Here is a 16,085-nt window from a genome sequence, read left to right on the forward strand (position 1 = left end):
TGGATTAGCGAATGAATTTACCCTGTTTGGAAATAATAAGCATAATAGGAAGTCCAATCAGGGGGGATTAGCCATGAGAGCAAGCGACAAAGCTTCAAACATACAATCAATGGATGGACGGTTGTTCGGGGTGGATTTTCATGATTTTATTCAGAAAGAGCAGCACTCAGGGACATTTGAGCTTGCTTCTGAATTTGGATTATCGATGCGCGATGTCAGAAAGTTAAAAAAACGGCTGGAAAGATCATAATTCTTGCTTGACATTGCCGACGATGCTCCGTATTATTATTAAATAATGAAATTATCTGAACCAATGATGGAGCATAGTAGTTAAGGCGAAATCCATGAAAAGAGAGGAAATGCCCCGGGCTGAAAGTATTTCCGCATGAATCTTAATGAAGGAACACTCCGTAGGTTTCTCTCTGAAAAAGATCTGGTCTCTAGTAGGAGAAGAACGTGACAGGCGTTAACTGTTTGAGAGGAAAGGCTTACGCAATTTTTGGCCTTTCAACTAGGGTGGCACCGCGGAAGCAAACTTCCGTCCCTTGTTTTATACAAGGGATGGGAGTTTTTTTATTTGGAAAAAATGTCCGCTATACATAAAAAAGGAAAAAAAGAAGGAGGGCTTTCTGCTATGTCAATTAGCTTACCAAGAGGGACGCAGGATATTTTGCCAGGCGAAGTGGAGCTGTGGCAGCTGATTGAAACGAAGGCGCGTGAGCTTTGTGAAAAGTACCAATATAAAGAAATTCGGACACCGATTTTTGAGCATACGGAGCTGTTTTCACGGGGTGTGGGTGATACCACAGATATCGTTCAAAAGGAAATGTATACATTCGAAGACCGTGGCGGCAGGAGCATTACATTAAGGCCCGAGGGCACTGCCTCAACGGTACGAGCATTTGTCGAGAAAAAAATGTTTGGCTATGCCAATCAGCCTGTAAAGCTTTATTATATGGGACCGATGTTTCGCTATGAACGCCCGCAATCGGGCCGATTCCGCCAATTTGTCCAATTTGGAATCGAGGCGCTTGGAAGCAATGATCCGGCAATAGATGCCGAAGTCATCTCCCTGGCGATGAACCTATATAAGGGATTGGGCTTGACGAAGCTCAAGCTGATTATCAACAGTCTTGGCGACAAGGAAAGCCGCAGTGCTCACCGAGAGGCGTTAATCAATCACTTCAAACCAAGAATTGGAGAGTTTTGCAAAGACTGTCAAAACCGGCTTGAAAAAAATCCACTTCGCATTTTGGATTGCAAGGTGGACCGTAACCACGAATTGATGAAATCGGCGCCATCTATTCTCGATTACTTAAACGAGGAATCGCAAGCCTATTTTGAAAAGGTGAAAACTTATTTGACCCAGCTTGATATTCCGTTTGAGGTTGACTCCAATCTCGTTCGCGGCCTGGATTATTATAATCACACCTCATTTGAAATTATGAGCAGCGCCGAGGGCTTCGGAGCAATTACGACTCTGTGCGGCGGCGGACGCTATAATGGCCTGGTTGACGAAATCGGTGGACCGGAAACACCGGGAATTGGGCTTGCCCTTAGTATTGAACGCTTGATTGCTGCACTAAAGGCTGAGGGCGTTGAAATGGAAATGAATGAGAGCATCGATATTTACCTGGCGGCGCTTGGAGAAGAAGCTAAGGATTACACGGTCGGACTGTTGCAACAGCTTCGCCTCGCCGGTTTTTCTGCTGAAAGAGATTACTTGAATCGAAAAATTAAAGCCCAGTTTAAAGCCGCTGACCGCCTAAAGGCAAAATATGTGGCTATTCTTGGTGACGATGAGCTTAAAAACAGCAAAATCAATGTGAAAAATATGGCGTCAGGGGAACAAAAGGAAGTGGACCTTGATTCTGTTGTGCAATATTTTCAAGGGTTGAAGGAGGAGTAACGCATGTTTGGGAGATCGTATTTTTGCGGTGAAGTACCTGAAACAGCAGTAGGGGAAAAAGTGACATTAAAGGGCTGGGTCCAGAGACGACGTGACCTTGGCGGGTTAATTTTTATCGATTTGCGCGACCGTTCCGGGATTGTTCAAGTAGTATTCAACCCGGAGGTATCCAATAATGCCTTGGCGATTGCGGAAAAAATCCGTAATGAATATGTATTGGATGTTGTCGGAACCGTCGTGGCCCGTGAACCTGGTACTGTAAATGAAAATTTGAAAACTGGCAAAATCGAAGTTCAGGCGGAACAAGTAACGATTATTAATGAGGCCAAAACACCGCCGTTTACGATTTCCGACAAAACGGATGCAGCGGAGGATATCCGGCTAAAATACCGTTATTTGGACTTCCGCCGACCGGTTATCTTTGAAACATTAAAAATGCGCCATAGAGTAACCAAGCAAATTAGGGATTTCCTGGATTCGGAAGGATTCCTGGATATTGAAACACCGATTTTAACGAAAAGCACACCTGAGGGGGCGCGCGACTATTTGGTTCCAAGCCGTGTGCATCCGGGAGAATTCTACGCGTTGCCGCAATCACCGCAGCTGTTTAAGCAATTGCTCATGGTTGGAGGAGTGGAGCGGTACTATCAAATCGCCCGCTGCTTCCGTGACGAAGATTTGCGTGCTGACCGCCAGCCAGAATTTACCCAAATTGACATTGAAACAAGCTTCTTAAGCCAGGATGACATCATGGAATTGATGGAACGAATGATGTCTCAGTTGATGAAGGAAGTCAAAGGCATTGAGGTGACCGTGCCATTCCCACGGATGAGCTATGATGAAGCGATGAGTCGCTTCGGCTCAGATAAGCCTGATACCCGCTTTGGTCTTGAGCTTGTTGATCTGTCTGAAATCGTTAAGGAATCCGGATTTAAAGTATTTGCTTCAGCGGTTAGTAGCGGTGGACAGGTGAAAGCCATCAATGTAAAGGGAGCTGCTGAAAAGTACTCGCGCAAGGACATTGATGCGTTAACGGAGTTTGTCGCTGTTTACGGCGCGAAAGGCCTTGCCTGGCTAAAGGTTGATACCGAAGGATTAAAGGGACCGATTGCGAAATTCTTCACTGATGAAGATGCCACGGCATTAACAGCAACCTTGGAGGCTTCAGCAGGGGATTTGCTCCTTTTTGTTGCCGATAAAAAATCTGTTGTGGCCGATGCGCTCGGAGCGTTGCGATTAAAGCTTGGCAAAGAGCTTGGCCTAATTGACCAGAGCAAATTCAATTTCCTTTGGGTAACGGACTGGCCGCTATTGGAATACGATGAGGAAGCAGGGCGTTATTTTGCTGCCCACCATCCATTTACCATGCCGGTACGAGAGGATTTGGAATATTTGGATAGTGATCCGTCAAAGGTGCGTGCCCAGGCCTATGACATTGTTCTAAATGGCTACGAGCTTGGCGGCGGTTCATTGAGAATATTCGAGCGGCATATCCAGGAAAAAATGTTCAACGTGCTTGGCTTTACACCTGAAGAGGCTCAGGCTCAGTTCGGCTTCCTGTTAAACGCGTTCGAATATGGAACACCTCCGCATGGTGGAATTGCCCTCGGACTTGACCGATTGGTGATGCTGCTGGCTGGAAGGACCAACCTACGCGATACGATTGCTTTCCCGAAAACAGCAAGCGCCAGCGACCTGTTAATGGATGCCCCGAGTGAGGTAGCTCCTGCTCAATTGACAGAGCTTAATTTGTCATTAAATGTTAAAAAATAACTGGAATTTGCTTTTAGGCTGCCTTGAAGGCAGCCTGAAAATATGCTATGATTAAATCAGTCAAGAAGAGTCCTGAAATGTACGTTGTGTTACCTGAAGTTTTGACCGAACACATTTTATCCGGGAGTCCAGCGTTTTCCGATTGCGTAAAAGCCCCACTCTATAACGAGCGAGGGGACTTACAAAACCGGGAACAGGACACCCACCTGCTGAGTGCGGGATCAAAACGAAGGATCAAAAAGCGACGGCACCATTGGGACTCTTCGCTTTTTTTATTACTCAACCTCTCTGCCTATGCAGAGAGGTTTTATTTTTGTAATTTAACATTATTCCCATCTTGATACTTGTTTTTATTGATGAGTATGATATATTTTTTAGGGTGAAAAATATTAGAATAAAATCGAAATTAATACATGGAGTGAACATAATGCTGCATCAATTTTCTCGTAATGAGCTTGCGATAGGTAAAGAAGGACTGGATATTATGAAAAATACCACCGTGGCGGTTCTCGGCATTGGTGGAGTAGGCTCCTTTGCGGCGGAAGCACTGGCCCGCTCGGGTGTCGGTAAATTAATCCTCATCGATAAAGACGATGTCGATATTACGAATATTAACCGCCAGTTAATCGCCCTGCTGTCTACAATCGGCCAGCCTAAGGCTGATTTAATGAAGGAGCGGATTAAAGATATTAATCCGGATTGTGAAGTCATCGCGTTAAAAATGTTTTATACTGAAGAAACCTATGAAGAAATCTTCAGCCATAACTTGGACTTTGTTGTGGATGCTTCGGATACGATTGTTTATAAAATCCATTTGATGAAGGAATGTTTAAAGCGAAAGATTCCCATTATTTCAAGTATGGGCGCAGCCAATAAGATGGACCCGACCCGGTTTAAAATTGCTGATATTTCCAAGACTCATACCGATCCGATTGCAAAGGTTATCCGTACAAAGCTCCGTAAAGAAAGAATTCACAAAGGGATTCCTGTAGTCTTTTCCGACGAAAGTCCGATTGTCATTCGTGAGGATGTCAGACAAGTTGTCGGGAATGACAAAGCCGAAATTCGAAAGGCCCAAATGCCGCCTGCTTCCAATGCGTTCGTACCGTCAGCCTGCGGGTTAATCATGGCAAGCTACGTTGTCAGGCAACTATTAAAAGACATTAAAATTACCCGAGTCAGCGACGAGAAATAGAAAAATCCCCGGATTGGGGATTTTTTGCTTTAGAATGTCTTTGCTAATTCTGTAGCTTTCTGAATGGCAACATTTATAATTTCGCTCGCCCTATCCGGTGCTTGGTCCATTCCTTCTACAAACAGCTGATGGAAGTCGGTCACACCCAAAAAGGTTATCATCGTTTTTACGTATTGGCTGGCTGGATCCGAGCCATTGTAGAAACCGCCGTTGGCCTGGATATGAAGGATTTTTTTGCCTTCCGCCAACCCAACTGATCCTGTTTCGGTATATTTAAATGTCTTGCCGGCAACCGTAATGGAATCAAACCATGCTTTTAATCGTGTCGGGATATTTAAATTCCATAGTGGATTCGCAATAATCACTTTATCCTGCTCCATAAAGCCTGCGGTAAAGGAATTAAATAGAGTCACTTTATGCTGTTGGGAGTTGGTTAATTGATAAAAGGGTTTTGCTTGTCCGAGCTCATCCCAGGCATCTAACAAATCCTGATCAATTTCAGGGACCATCATATTAAAAAGGTTGATGTCTTCAACATAGTCATCCGGATGTTGTTTTCGGTAAGATTCAATAAAAGCATCTGTCACTTGCATCGAGCGAGAGGTTCGTTGGTTTAATGGGTGGGCCCTGACAACTAATACTTTTGCCATATTTTCCCTGCTTTCTGTGAATATTTATATGGCATTAGTTTTCTCGTCACAGACAGAAATATGAATCCCAATTTTTCAAAAAAAAGAGCCGGTGTTGGTATCCGGCCTGTTCTCAATGGGCTTTTATTAAAAATCGGCAGTGATCTTCATCATCGGTCTTGCAGGTAACTCTTTTGACGAGTTCTGTGCCCAAAACGTTTTTAAACATATTGGTTTCACAGCTGCATGCCTTTTTATATTGTTTTGCCACTGTGAAGATGGGACAATTAAATTCAATCAACTCATACGTGTTGTCATCTATTTTTTTCAGCTCGGCCATATAGCCCTTCTTTAGCTGGATTTCCTTTAGCTGGTGAACTTTCTCAGCGAAATTTTTGTTTTGCATTTGGGGCAAGTAATTGTTTTTCTGGCGCTCGCTTCTTTTTTCTAATAGAAGGTCGATTATTTCCTCTCCATGCAAATCTTGAAGGTCCTGAAGAAATTCAATCGCCAATGTTTCGTAACTGTTAGGAAACATTTCATCCGCCTGTGATGATAAAGAATACACCTGCAACGGCCTTCCCATCGGCTGCCGGACTTCGGTGATCGTAAGGAGCGAATCTCGTTCCAAAACGGTCAAGTGTTTTCTGACCGCCATTTCCGTAATCCCCAAAAATTTAGACAGTTGGCTTACGGTTAGATTTGTCTCTTTTTTTAATAGTTCAAGGATTTTATCTTTAGTTGAGACTCTTACGCCCATTGTTCATCACCTGCCTGTATTTATCAAACCAAAAGGTATAAAAATATGCAAAATTATAAGGTCCATTTTAACATATTTATTTACTGGTATACTACTTTTTGATTTATCAAAACTAATATGGGAGTATCGAATAAATAATTTTATTTTCCATTTTTCTTTTTAGTATAATATGACACAGGAGGAATAAATTTATGGAGATTGTCATCAGTAATCAGGCATTAAAGTGGTTTAAGGAAGATATCGGGCTTACAAGCGGTGATACATTGCGGTTTTATACGCAGATTTATGGCAATAGTCCGGTTCAGAAAGGCTATAGTTTGGCTTTTACAGTGGAGGAGCCAGTGAAAGTTGCTGTCAGTTCTCAAATGGATGGGATTCTATTTTATATCGAAGCGGATGATTTATGGTTTTTTGACGGTCATGACCTTCATGTTGAGTATGATGAAAAAGAGGATGAACTGGAATACAAATATGTAAAGCCATGAGTGTCGTTGTGCCGGCTGGCATTCGCTTAAAGGAGTAATTCGCAATGGAAAAAATCAAGCATATATCCGGTGATTTAAAGAAGTGGATTTTGCAGACAGTGAATAACGGCGCAGCCCCTGAGGCAATCGTTCATGCAATGGTGAAAAAAGGATTTGACGAAGAGTTTGCCCTAAGGACCATCCTAAGGATTATTGGTAACCAGTCAATTGAAACCAAAGATAAGCAGATTCCTTATTTGCATGAAGTACCTGAAATAGGACAGAAGGGCAATACACTTTATACCAGTGACCGTGAAATTAAGGTCCTTTCCAGAGTTGAGCATCCATTTATCCTGCACTTAGACAATGTCTTAAGCATGGAAGAATGTGATGAACTGATTAATCTCTCTATGGGTCGACTGGAGCCATCCCATGTCATTGACGCTAGTACTGGGGAGGAAATAGTGGCATCGGGCAGGACAAGTAAGGGGATGTACTATACCATACGTGAAAATTCGCTTGTTTGGAAAATTGAACAAATAATCGCTGAGTTAACGAATTATCCGATTGAACAGGGAGAAGGGCTCCAGGTTTTAAACTATAAAATTGGCGAAGAATACAAGCCTCACTTTGATTATTTCCCTTCAGGACAGGTTAAAGCAGAAAAAGGCGGACAGCGAATAGGAACCTTTTTAATCTACTTAAACGATGTTTCATCAGGTGGGGAAACGGTCTTTCCAAAAGCCGGTGTTTCTATTGTCCCCAAAAAAGGCTCTGCCGTATATTTTCACTATGGCAATAGTAAAGGGCAGGTGGATCGATTTTCATTACATACCTCTGTACCAGTGACAAAGGGTGAAAAATGGGTTGCCACGAAGTGGATCAGGCAAGGGAAAATCTATTAATGGCAAATGATATTTGAAAAGCAAAGATGAATTAATGATAACACCATTTTCTAAACTTATTAGTTGAAAAAGTTAAATATCCTGCACTATAATGGGAGAGTAATCAATTTAATGAAAACAGGAGGAATATAAAATGGCAAAGTATGAACTACCGGCTTTACCTTATGCTGCAAATGCACTTGAGCCACATTTCGATGAGCAAACAATGAATATTCATCATGACCGTCACCACGCTACATACGTGAACAATTTAAACGCCGCTCTTGAAGGACACGATGATCTTTCAAGCAAGAGCGTCGAAGAACTAATCGCTAACCTGGACGCTGTTCCTGAGAATATCCGCACTGCTGTACGCAACAATGGCGGCGGCCATGCTAACCATAGCCTATTCTGGAATATCCTTGCTCCAAATGCAGGCGGCGCACCAACAGGTGAAATTGCCGATGCGATTAATCAGGCATTCGGAAGCTATGAGCAATTCAAAGATGAGTTTACTAAAGCGGCTACAGGCCGTTTCGGTTCAGGTTGGGCTTGGCTAGTCGTAGATAACGGAAACCTTGCCATCACTAGCACACCTAACCAAGACAGCCCATTAATGGAAGGCACGAAGCCTGTTCTTGGTCTTGATGTTTGGGAGCATGCTTACTATCTTAAGTATCAAAACAAGCGACCGGATTACATCGGTGCATTCTTTAACTTGATTAATTGGGACGAAGTGAACAAACTTTATAAGCAAGCGCAATAATTAAAAAATCCCTCGCGAGGCTGATGTTTTCGTCTCACGAGGGATTTTTTTGGCTAATTTTTTCGCGAGAGCTTTTCGTAAACAGTCGCAAGCGCTTGCTCAAATTTTCCCGTCTTTTTCGGCTCATAGTATTGTTTATGTTTGATCCTGTCTGGGAGATATTGCTGCGGAACCCAGCCATTTTCATAATCATGCGGGTATTTGTAGCCAATGCCTCTGCCAAGGTCCTTTGCCCCCTTGTAATGGGCGTCCTTTAAATGATCCGGCACATCACCGGTAATTCCTTTTTGGATATCGGAAAGGGCTGCATCGATGGCCATAATCGCTGAATTGGATTTTGGCGAAAGGCATAATTCGATGACCGCATTCGCTAGTGGAATCCTCGCTTCGGGAAATCCAAGCCGTTCTGCCGTTTCAATTGCCGCTAATGTCCGGGCCCCGGCCTGCGGATTGGCAAGCCCGATATCTTCATAGGCAATCACGATTAAACGGCGGGCAATGCTTACCAGGTCACCGGCTTCTATTAATCTGCCTAGGTAATGCAGGGCCGCATTGACATCACTGCCGCGAATCGATTTTTGAAACCCCGAAAGGACATCGTAATGGGCATCCCCATCTTTGTCCGCTGCGATACTTTTCTTTTGCAAACACTCTTCGGCGGTTCCAACATCAATATGAATGACGCCATCCTCATCCGGGTCAGTCGATAGGACAGCTAATTCCAAAGCATTTAATGAACTCCTTACATCGCCGCCTGAACCTTGGGCAAAATGTAATAGAGCCTGATCGGAAATTTCAATCTGGTAATCACCCAAACCGCGTTCTTTATCTGCCACGGCCCGAATTAAGGCCTGTTTGACTTCTTCGGGAGTCAGGGGCTTCAATTCAAATATTTGACAGCGGCTGCGAATCGCCGGATTAATCGCGTGATAGGGGTTGCTGGTTGTAGCCCCAATCAAAACAATCATTCCATTTTCCAAATAGGGCAGGAGAAAATCCTGCTTCGCTTTATCGAGCCGATGAACCTCATCAAGTAGAAGAATGACTTTTCCCGACATCTTCGCTTCGGCGGCGACGATTTCCATGTCCTTTTTATTGTTTGTGACAGCGTTTAACGTTCGAAACGCATATTTTGTACTGCCGGCAATCGCGCTGGCAATCGACGTTTTGCCAATTCCTGGCGGACCATATAGAATCATTGATGTAAGCTGTTTCGCTTTGACCATTCTTGCGATAATTTTTCCATCACCAACAAGATGCTGCTGGCCGGCGACCTCTTCCAAGCTCCGAGGCCGCATCCGAAATGCGAGAGGTTTTGACTGCATAATCATCTCTCCCAATAAATATTCGCTCTAATCTTATCATTTTTTCCCGAAAAAGCATATTAAAGAAGAATATGATATAATTCAAATGCCTATCAATTAACTTAGCGGAAAAGGGGCGGAGCGTCGCAAAAGTGGTTCATTTAAATTCGATTTGGTATTAAGTAACTGATTCCACTTAAGAATAGAAGAGCCTAGCTTTGCTCACACCGCCTTTTTTATATAAGGAGTGATTATTGTGAAGATTTCAACAAAGGGACGGTACGGTCTGACCATCATGATCGAACTGGCGAAAAATTATGGGGAGGGGCCGACTTCCTTAAAAACAATTGCCCAGGCCAACGATTTATCTGAACATTATTTGGAGCAATTAATTGCGCCGCTCCGCAATGCTGGTTTGGTTAAAAGCATTAGGGGAGCTTACGGCGGCTATATTTTATCCGAAGTTCCGTCCAAAATTACGGCGGGCGATGTGATTCGGGTGCTGGAAGGACCGATTACTCCTGTCGAAGGAATCGAAGATGAAGAACCTGCGAAACGTGAGCTGTGGATTCGGATCCGCGATGCCATCAGGGATGTGCTTGATAATACCACACTCGAGGATTTGGCCAATCACCGCGATGATGCGGAAATGGAAGGTTATATGTTTTATATTTAATGACAATGGTAATACTGGAGAATTATTTTGATTGAAGGTGTAATCCATGGAACGAATTTACCTCGACCATGCCGCCACCTCGCCTATGCACCCAAAAGTCATCGAAAAAATGCTTGAGGTGATGAACAGCACGTTCGGAAATCCCTCGAGTATCCATTCGTTTGGCAGGGAAGCGCGTCATGAGATAGATTTGGCGCGCGCAGTGATGGCGAAAAGTATTGGCGCCAAGGAAAACGAGATTATTTTTACAAGCGGCGGAACGGAAGCCGATAATATGGCATTATTCGGTGTCGCCGAAAGCAACAGGGAACAAGGAAAACATATTATTACCACCGCTGTCGAGCATCATGCGGTCCTTCATGCCTGTGAAAAACTGGAGAAACTTGGCTATGAGGTCACATACCTGCCTGTCGATGAGACAGGGATGATTTCGCTTGCGGATTTAGAGCGGGCATTAAGAGACGATACGATTCTCGTTTCGATCATGTATGGTAACAACGAAGTCGGCAGCTTGCAGCCTATTACGGAAATTGGACAGCTTTTAAAAGACCATCCTGCGAAATTTCATACTGATGCAGTTCAGGCATACGGAATGGAAGCCATTGATGTGAATGAAAGTTTGATCGATTTGCTATCCGTTTCCGCCCATAAAATTAACGGGCCAAAGGGGATAGGCTTTCTTTATGTCCGGTCTGGAGTAAAGCTGGCACCCCGGCTGTTTGGTGGCGAACAAGAACGCAAGCGTCGGGCAGGTACCGAGAATGTCGCTTCGATTGTCGGTTTCCGCGAAGCCGTGGAGATTGCGATGGAGTCCCGTGCTGCCAAGCGCGAGAAGTTTGCCCAGTTTAAACAGATCTTTTTGAAAGTCCTTCAGAAGCATGAAGTAGATTTCGCACTAAACGGAATGCTTGAAAAATCTTTGCCACATGTATTAAACTTAAGCTTTCCAGGCACTAACGTTGAAGCTATGCTCGTGAACCTTGATTTGGCAGGAATTGCCGTCTCAAGCGGATCCGCCTGTACGGCAGGGTCGATCGAGCCATCCCATGTTCTGGTTGCCATGTTTGGCAAAGAGTCAGAGCGGTTAACAAACTCGATTCGCTATAGCTTTGGGTTTACGACGAGTGCTGAAGAAGTCATGAAAGCGGCGGAAGAAACGGTTAAGGTTGTTTCGCGCTTGAAAAAATAAATTTTTTATTAATTTGCAGCAAAGAGAGGTGAACCAATGTGGAAACACGTGATCCAAAAGACATTAGGGTGGTTGTCGGAATGTCAGGCGGCGTCGATTCCTCGGTGGCAGCCTTGCTCCTGAAACAGCAAGGCTACGATGTCATCGGCATTTTTATGAAAAACTGGGATGACACTGACGAAAACGGGGTTTGCACTGCGACGGAGGATTATAACGACGTCATCCGCGTCTGTAATCAAATTGGCATTCCCTATTATGCCGTCAATTTTGAAAAGCAATACTGGGACAAGGTGTTTACCTATTTCCTTGAAGAATACCGTGCCGGACGCACGCCCAATCCTGATGTGATGTGCAACAAGGAAATCAAGTTTAAGGCATTTTTGGAGCACGCGATGAATTTGGGTGCGGACTATCTTGCCACCGGCCACTATGCCCGGGTGGAATATCGCGATGGGGAATACAAAATGTTGCGCGGTCTAGATGAAAATAAAGACCAAACGTATTTCCTGAACCAGCTGTCACAGGAGCAGATTAGCAAAGTCATGTTCCCGATCGGGAATCTAGAAAAAGCAAGAGTCCGGGAAATTGCCACAGAAGCGGGTCTTGCTACGGCTGCAAAAAAGGACAGCACCGGGATTTGCTTTATCGGTGAACGGAATTTCAAGGAGTTCCTAGGTCAATACCTTCCTGCTCAGCCGGGCAATATGGAGACCTTTGATGGCGAGATCAAAGGCCGCCATGAAGGGTTGATGTATCACACCATTGGCCAACGACATGGGCTTGGCATTGGCGGTTCAGGTGAGCCGTGGTTTGCAATTGGCAAGGATTTAAAACGTAATGTTTTATATGTCGGCCAAGGCTTTCATAATGAAATGCTCTACTCCGATTCAATTATTGCCACGAATGTAAGCTGGGTATCCAATCGGGAGAAATTGGCAGAATTTGATTGTACGGCCAAGTTCCGTTACCGCCAGGAGGACCATAAAGTTAAGGTTCGCTTGCTTGATGGAGGCCGTGTTGAGGTCATTTTCGCCGAACCGATTCGGGCGGTGACCCCAGGACAGGCGGCTGTATTTTACGACGGAGATGAATGTCTCGGCGGCGGAACGATTGATGAAGTCTATAAAAAGGGCGAACGCCTGACATATGTTGGTTGATGTTAACCCCGATTCCGATTGCCGGAGTCGGGGTTTTTTGTACTTAATTTTGCGTTTGGCGAAATGTAGGCATGATTCGGCGAAATACAGGCTTGTTTTGGCGAAATAACGGACCGAAACGGCGAAATCCCGCCTGTATTTGGCGAAATAAACCGGTCTTTCAGCGAAATAACCCTGTCGCGATACCAGCGTCGCCTTCCAAGAGCAAAATATGGTATACTTCCCTTTGAAATGGAGTTGAAAAATAGTGGATAAAAACCAATTAGGTGTCCAATACATGCAGGAAGGCAATCTAGAAGAGGCAGCAAAGGCCTTTTACGATGCTATTAACGAAGACCCGAAAAATCCAACCGCCTACATTAATTTCGGCAATGTTCTTGCCGCTTTGGGCGATAACGATAAAGCGTTAAATTTTTATAAAAGAGCAATGGAAATCGATCCAACTGCCGCGGCGGCCTATTATAGCGCAGGCAACCTTTATTTCAGCAATGAGGAATATGACCAGGCAAAAAAAATGTATGAGATCGCATTGAAACATGGCCTCGACACAGGCGATAACTATTTTATGCTTGGGCTTACCCTGATGCATTTGGAGCAGCCAAAATTTGCGCTGCCGTACCTTCAAAGAAGTGTCGAACTCAATAAGGATGATGCAGAGGCTAGGTTCCAGTATGGGTTGTGTCTGACCCAATTTGAGCTCATTGATGAAGCGATGGAGCAATTCACAAAATGCATTGAGCTCGACCGGACTCATTCAGATGCTTACTACAATCTAGGTGTTGCCTATGTTTTTAAAGATAATGCCGAAAAAGCGGAAGAAATGTTTACGAAAGCGCTAGAAATTCAACCGGATCATTTGCTTGCGGGACATGCTAGGAAAATTATGAACCAATAAAGAGAACTATTTAAACTGGGAAGGAGGGAGCACAATGGAAAAGCAGAATTCATTGGATTTGTTCGGTGATCAGGGGAAATTTGTCAAGGGCCGACCTATTGTCACGATTTTTCATAATGAGCAAAACCTGTATACAGTGCTTAGAATTCGTGTCGATGAAACAAATGATCAATACAGTGACAAAGAAGCGGTGATCACCGGTTATTTTCCAAAAATCCACGAGCAGGAGACCTATATTTTTTACGGCGAATTTAAGGAGCATCCCCGGTTTGGCCCGCAATTTTCGGCAAGCCATTTTCGCAAGGATATGCCGCAATCCAAGCAGGGCGTGATCGCTTACCTCTCAGGGGAAATGTTTAAAGGCATTGGTAAAAAAACAGCTGAAAACATTGTCGAAACATTGGGGGAAGATGCCATTTCTAAAATTCTCACCCAGCCGTCACTTTTGGATTCCATTCCAAAGCTCCCTCCCGATAAGGCGAAAACACTGTATGATACATTGATGGAGCACCAGGGTCTAGAGCAGATAATGGTCGCCCTCAACCAATACGGATTCGGTCCGCAGTTGTCGATGAAGATTTATCAGGCGTATAAGGAGAATACTCTTGAGGTCATCCAAAAAAATCCCTATCAGCTTGTTGAGGCTGTCGAAGGGATCGGGTTTGGACGGGCCGATGAGCTTGGTTTTCAACTGGGGATTTCCGGAAGCCATCCTGACAGAATAAAAGCCGCCTGTTTGTATACGCTGGAAAATGAATGTATGCAAACAGGGCATGTCTATGTCCATGCCGAGGATTTGCTGAAGCAAGTAAAGTCCCTCCTGGAAGAAAACAAGCGGGACCAAATCGATTTTCTCGCTATTTCCGATGAAATCATCAAGCTTCAACAAGAAGGGAAAATCATCGGCGAGGAGAAGCGAGTCTATTTGCCGTCGCTATTTTTTGCGGAAAAAGGGCTGGTAACAAGCATCAGCCGTATACTAAAGCAGACAGAGTATAAGGACCAATTTCCAGAGTCGGAGTTTTTGCTTGCCTTGGGAAGCCTAGAGGAACGGCTTAGCGTTCAATACGCACCCACACAACGTGAAGCGATTCAAACGGCTCTAATGTCACCGATGCTGATTTTAACCGGCGGACCAGGGACCGGGAAAACAACGGTCATTAAAGGAATTGTCGAGCTATACGCAGAACTCCATGGCTGCTCGTTAGAACCAAAGGATTACTTACATAAAGATGAACCATTTCCATTCTTGCTGGCAGCGCCAACGGGCAGGGCGGCCAAACGGATGAGCGAATCCACAGGTCTTCCCGCTGTGACGATCCACCGCCTGCTTGGTTATAATGGAACGGAAAACTTTGACCGTGATGAAAACAGCACGCTTGAGGGGAAAATATTAATTGTTGATGAAACATCGATGCTCGATATCTGGCTCGCCAACCAGCTGTTTAAGGCGTTGCCTGAACATATACAAGTTATCTTGGTCGGTGACGAGGACCAGTTGCCGTCAGTCGGTCCTGGCCAGGTATTAAAGGACCTGCTGCGTTCTGAACGGATTCCTACGGTCAGATTAACAGATATATACCGTCAGGCAGAGGGGTCTTCGATTATCGAACTTGCTCATGAAATCAAAAAAGGCCACTTGCCGAACGATATAACGGTTAAGCAAGCCGACCGCTCGTTTATTAAATGTGTCACCGCCCAGGTCCCACAGGTCGTTGAAAAAGTGGCCTTAAATGCGAAAAACAAAGGCTACACCGCAAAGGATATTCAAGTTCTGGCACCCATGTACCGCGGCCCGGCTGGGATTGACCGTCTAAATGTGCTCCTTCAGGAAATTTTTAATCCGAATCCCGATGGCAAGCGTAAAGAAATTCAGTTTGGCGATGTCAAATACCGAATTGGTGACAAGGTGCTGCAGCTCGTCAATAAGCCCGAAAATAACGTGTTTAACGGCGATATCGGCGAAATTATCTCGATTATTTATGCTAAGGAAAATACAGAGAAGCAAGACATGATCTATATTACCTTTGAAGGAAATGAAGTCGAATACACGAGGCAGGATTTGACGCAAATTACCCATGCCTACTGCTGTTCGGTCCATAAATCGCAGGGAAGCGAGTTTCCGATTGTTATTTTACCCGTAACAAGAAGCTATTATCGGATGCTGCGAAGAAATTTGATTTATACGGCGATCACAAGGGCGAAGCAGTCATTGTTGCTATGCGGCGAGGTTGATGCGCTGCAAATGGGTGTCGAGCGTGCTGATGAGCTTTCCCGCTTGACGACCCTGTGCGAAAAACTGCAAGAAGCCATTCCGGGGAAAACAACCGCTTCAAAAGTGACAGCTGACCATTGCACAGAATCTAAACAAACAGAACTTTCGTTAGAGGAAGAGTTAATGCAGGCTGACCCGATGATTGGGATGGATAATGTTTCACCTTATGATTTCCTTGTGAATGACTGAAACTAAGAATGTTCAACGGA

At 44.5% G+C, this 16,085-nt stretch carries 15 protein-coding genes, 1 other RNA gene and 1 other annotated feature; of the genes, 13 read left to right on the top strand and 3 right to left on the bottom strand.

The features are described 5' to 3' along the window. Nucleotides 1–73 precede the first annotated feature (73 nt). The 5 genes from AR334_RS29930 (at nt 74) to AR334_RS13835 (ending at nt 4,877) form a co-directional block, all read left to right on the top strand. Nucleotides 74–250: an RNA polymerase subunit sigma-70 gene (locus AR334_RS29930; RefSeq protein WP_066311734.1), complete on the top strand. Its 177-nt coding sequence runs from the start codon at nt 74–76 to the stop codon at nt 248–250. Between the two features lie 54 nt (nt 251–304). Continuing rightward, nucleotides 305–549: a binding site (T-box leader), on the top strand. Between the two features lie 85 nt (nt 550–634). Continuing rightward, on the top strand, nt 635–1,909 hold the full coding sequence (hisS, locus tag AR334_RS13820; RefSeq protein ID WP_066313837.1) for a histidine--tRNA ligase: 1,275 nt from the start codon (nt 635–637) through the stop codon (nt 1,907–1,909). Nucleotides 1,910–1,912: 3 nt separating this feature from the next. Then, the gene (gene aspS, locus AR334_RS13825) at nt 1,913–3,682 is read left to right on the top strand and encodes an aspartate--tRNA ligase (RefSeq protein ID WP_066311737.1); all 1,770 of its coding nucleotides are present in this window, start codon (nt 1,913–1,915) and stop codon (nt 3,680–3,682) included. A 66-nt stretch (nt 3,683–3,748) separates the two neighbouring features. Then, nucleotides 3,749–3,946: non-coding RNA, 6S RNA (gene ssrS / locus AR334_RS13830), on the top strand. Between the two features lie 163 nt (nt 3,947–4,109). Next, a complete protein-coding gene (locus tag AR334_RS13835) occupies nt 4,110–4,877 on the top strand; it encodes a ThiF family adenylyltransferase (RefSeq protein ID WP_066311745.1) in 768 nt (255 codons plus the stop codon). A gap of 29 nt (nt 4,878–4,906) precedes the next feature. Here AR334_RS13835 and AR334_RS13840 read toward each other — a convergent pair whose 3' ends face one another. Further along, entirely contained in the window at nt 4,907–5,527 is a 621-nt protein-coding gene (locus tag AR334_RS13840; protein WP_066311753.1) for an NAD(P)H-dependent oxidoreductase, read from the bottom strand. 112 nt (nt 5,528–5,639) lie between these two features. Next, nucleotides 5,640–6,266: a metalloregulator ArsR/SmtB family transcription factor gene (locus AR334_RS13845; protein WP_066311762.1), complete on the bottom strand. Its 627-nt coding sequence runs from the start codon at nt 6,264–6,266 to the stop codon at nt 5,640–5,642. 191 nt (nt 6,267–6,457) lie between these two features. On the opposite strand from AR334_RS13845, the gene AR334_RS13850 reads away from it, so the two are divergent. The 3 genes from AR334_RS13850 (at nt 6,458) to AR334_RS13860 (ending at nt 8,380) form a co-directional block, all read left to right on the top strand. Further along, complete coding sequence (locus tag AR334_RS13850; RefSeq protein WP_066311768.1) at nt 6,458–6,751, top strand: HesB/YadR/YfhF family protein; 294 nt, start codon at nt 6,458–6,460, stop codon at nt 6,749–6,751. Nucleotides 6,752–6,795: 44 nt separating this feature from the next. Next, entirely contained in the window at nt 6,796–7,635 is an 840-nt protein-coding gene (locus AR334_RS13855) for a 2OG-Fe(II) oxygenase (protein WP_066311772.1), read from the top strand. Between the two features lie 133 nt (nt 7,636–7,768). Next, nucleotides 7,769–8,380, top strand: coding sequence for a superoxide dismutase (locus AR334_RS13860; protein WP_066311776.1), 612 nt, complete (start codon nt 7,769–7,771; stop codon nt 8,378–8,380). A gap of 53 nt (nt 8,381–8,433) precedes the next feature. Here the strand turns inward: AR334_RS13860 and AR334_RS13865 are convergent, their stop codons facing one another. Next, nucleotides 8,434–9,705, bottom strand: a complete 1,272-nt coding sequence (locus tag AR334_RS13865) for a replication-associated recombination protein A (protein WP_066311777.1) — start codon at nt 9,703–9,705, stop codon at nt 8,434–8,436. 235 nt (nt 9,706–9,940) lie between these two features. Between AR334_RS13865 and AR334_RS13870 the strand changes: the two genes are divergently transcribed. The 5 genes from AR334_RS13870 to AR334_RS13890 all read left to right on the top strand — a co-directional run bounded on the left by AR334_RS13870 (nt 9,941) and on the right by AR334_RS13890 (nt 16,065). After that, a complete protein-coding gene (locus AR334_RS13870) occupies nt 9,941–10,360 on the top strand; it encodes an Rrf2 family transcriptional regulator (RefSeq protein ID WP_066311779.1) in 420 nt (139 codons plus the stop codon). Between the two features lie 46 nt (nt 10,361–10,406). Further along, the gene (locus tag AR334_RS13875) at nt 10,407–11,549 is read left to right on the top strand and encodes a cysteine desulfurase family protein (protein ID WP_066311781.1); all 1,143 of its coding nucleotides are present in this window, start codon (nt 10,407–10,409) and stop codon (nt 11,547–11,549) included. 38 nt (nt 11,550–11,587) lie between these two features. Next, nucleotides 11,588–12,706: a tRNA 2-thiouridine(34) synthase MnmA gene (mnmA, locus tag AR334_RS13880; RefSeq protein ID WP_172799218.1), complete on the top strand. Its 1,119-nt coding sequence runs from the start codon at nt 11,588–11,590 to the stop codon at nt 12,704–12,706. 247 nt (nt 12,707–12,953) lie between these two features. Continuing rightward, nucleotides 12,954–13,601 carry a lipopolysaccharide assembly protein LapB gene (locus tag AR334_RS13885; RefSeq protein WP_066311792.1) on the top strand — a complete coding sequence of 216 codons (648 nt, stop codon included), beginning with the start codon at nt 12,954–12,956 and terminating at the stop codon, nt 13,599–13,601. Nucleotides 13,602–13,635: 34 nt separating this feature from the next. Beyond that, nucleotides 13,636–16,065 carry an ATP-dependent RecD-like DNA helicase gene (locus AR334_RS13890; protein ID WP_066311794.1) on the top strand — a complete coding sequence of 810 codons (2,430 nt, stop codon included), beginning with the start codon at nt 13,636–13,638 and terminating at the stop codon, nt 16,063–16,065. Nucleotides 16,066–16,085 lie beyond the last annotated feature (20 nt).

The organism is Bacillus sp. FJAT-29814 (genome assembly GCF_001510715.1).
Taxonomy (GTDB): Bacteria; Bacillota; Bacilli; order Bacillales; family Cytobacillaceae; genus Neobacillus.

Bases quoted from the DNA above. Each gene is read 5' to 3' on its own strand.
- AR334_RS29930 (WP_066311734.1), top strand. From the start codon at position 74: ATGAGAGCAAGCGACAAAGCTTCAAACATACAATCAATGGATGGACGG.
- AR334_RS13835 (WP_066311745.1), top strand. From the start codon at position 4,110: ATGCTGCATCAATTTTCTCGTAATGAGCTTGCGATAGGTAAAGAAGGA.
- AR334_RS13850 (WP_066311768.1), top strand. From the start codon at position 6,458: ATGGAGATTGTCATCAGTAATCAGGCATTAAAGTGGTTTAAGGAAGAT.
- AR334_RS13840 (WP_066311753.1), bottom strand. From the start codon at position 5,527: ATGGCAAAAGTATTAGTTGTCAGGGCCCACCCATTAAACCAACGAACC.
- AR334_RS13860 (WP_066311776.1), top strand. From the start codon at position 7,769: ATGGCAAAGTATGAACTACCGGCTTTACCTTATGCTGCAAATGCACTT.
- AR334_RS13890 (WP_066311794.1), top strand. From the start codon at position 13,636: ATGGAAAAGCAGAATTCATTGGATTTGTTCGGTGATCAGGGGAAATTT.
- hisS (WP_066313837.1), top strand. From the start codon at position 635: ATGTCAATTAGCTTACCAAGAGGGACGCAGGATATTTTGCCAGGCGAA.
- AR334_RS13855 (WP_066311772.1), top strand. From the start codon at position 6,796: ATGGAAAAAATCAAGCATATATCCGGTGATTTAAAGAAGTGGATTTTG.
- aspS (WP_066311737.1), top strand. From the start codon at position 1,913: ATGTTTGGGAGATCGTATTTTTGCGGTGAAGTACCTGAAACAGCAGTA.
- AR334_RS13875 (WP_066311781.1), top strand. From the start codon at position 10,407: ATGGAACGAATTTACCTCGACCATGCCGCCACCTCGCCTATGCACCCA.
- AR334_RS13845 (WP_066311762.1), bottom strand. From the start codon at position 6,266: ATGGGCGTAAGAGTCTCAACTAAAGATAAAATCCTTGAACTATTAAAA.
- AR334_RS13865 (WP_066311777.1), bottom strand. From the start codon at position 9,705: ATGCAGTCAAAACCTCTCGCATTTCGGATGCGGCCTCGGAGCTTGGAA.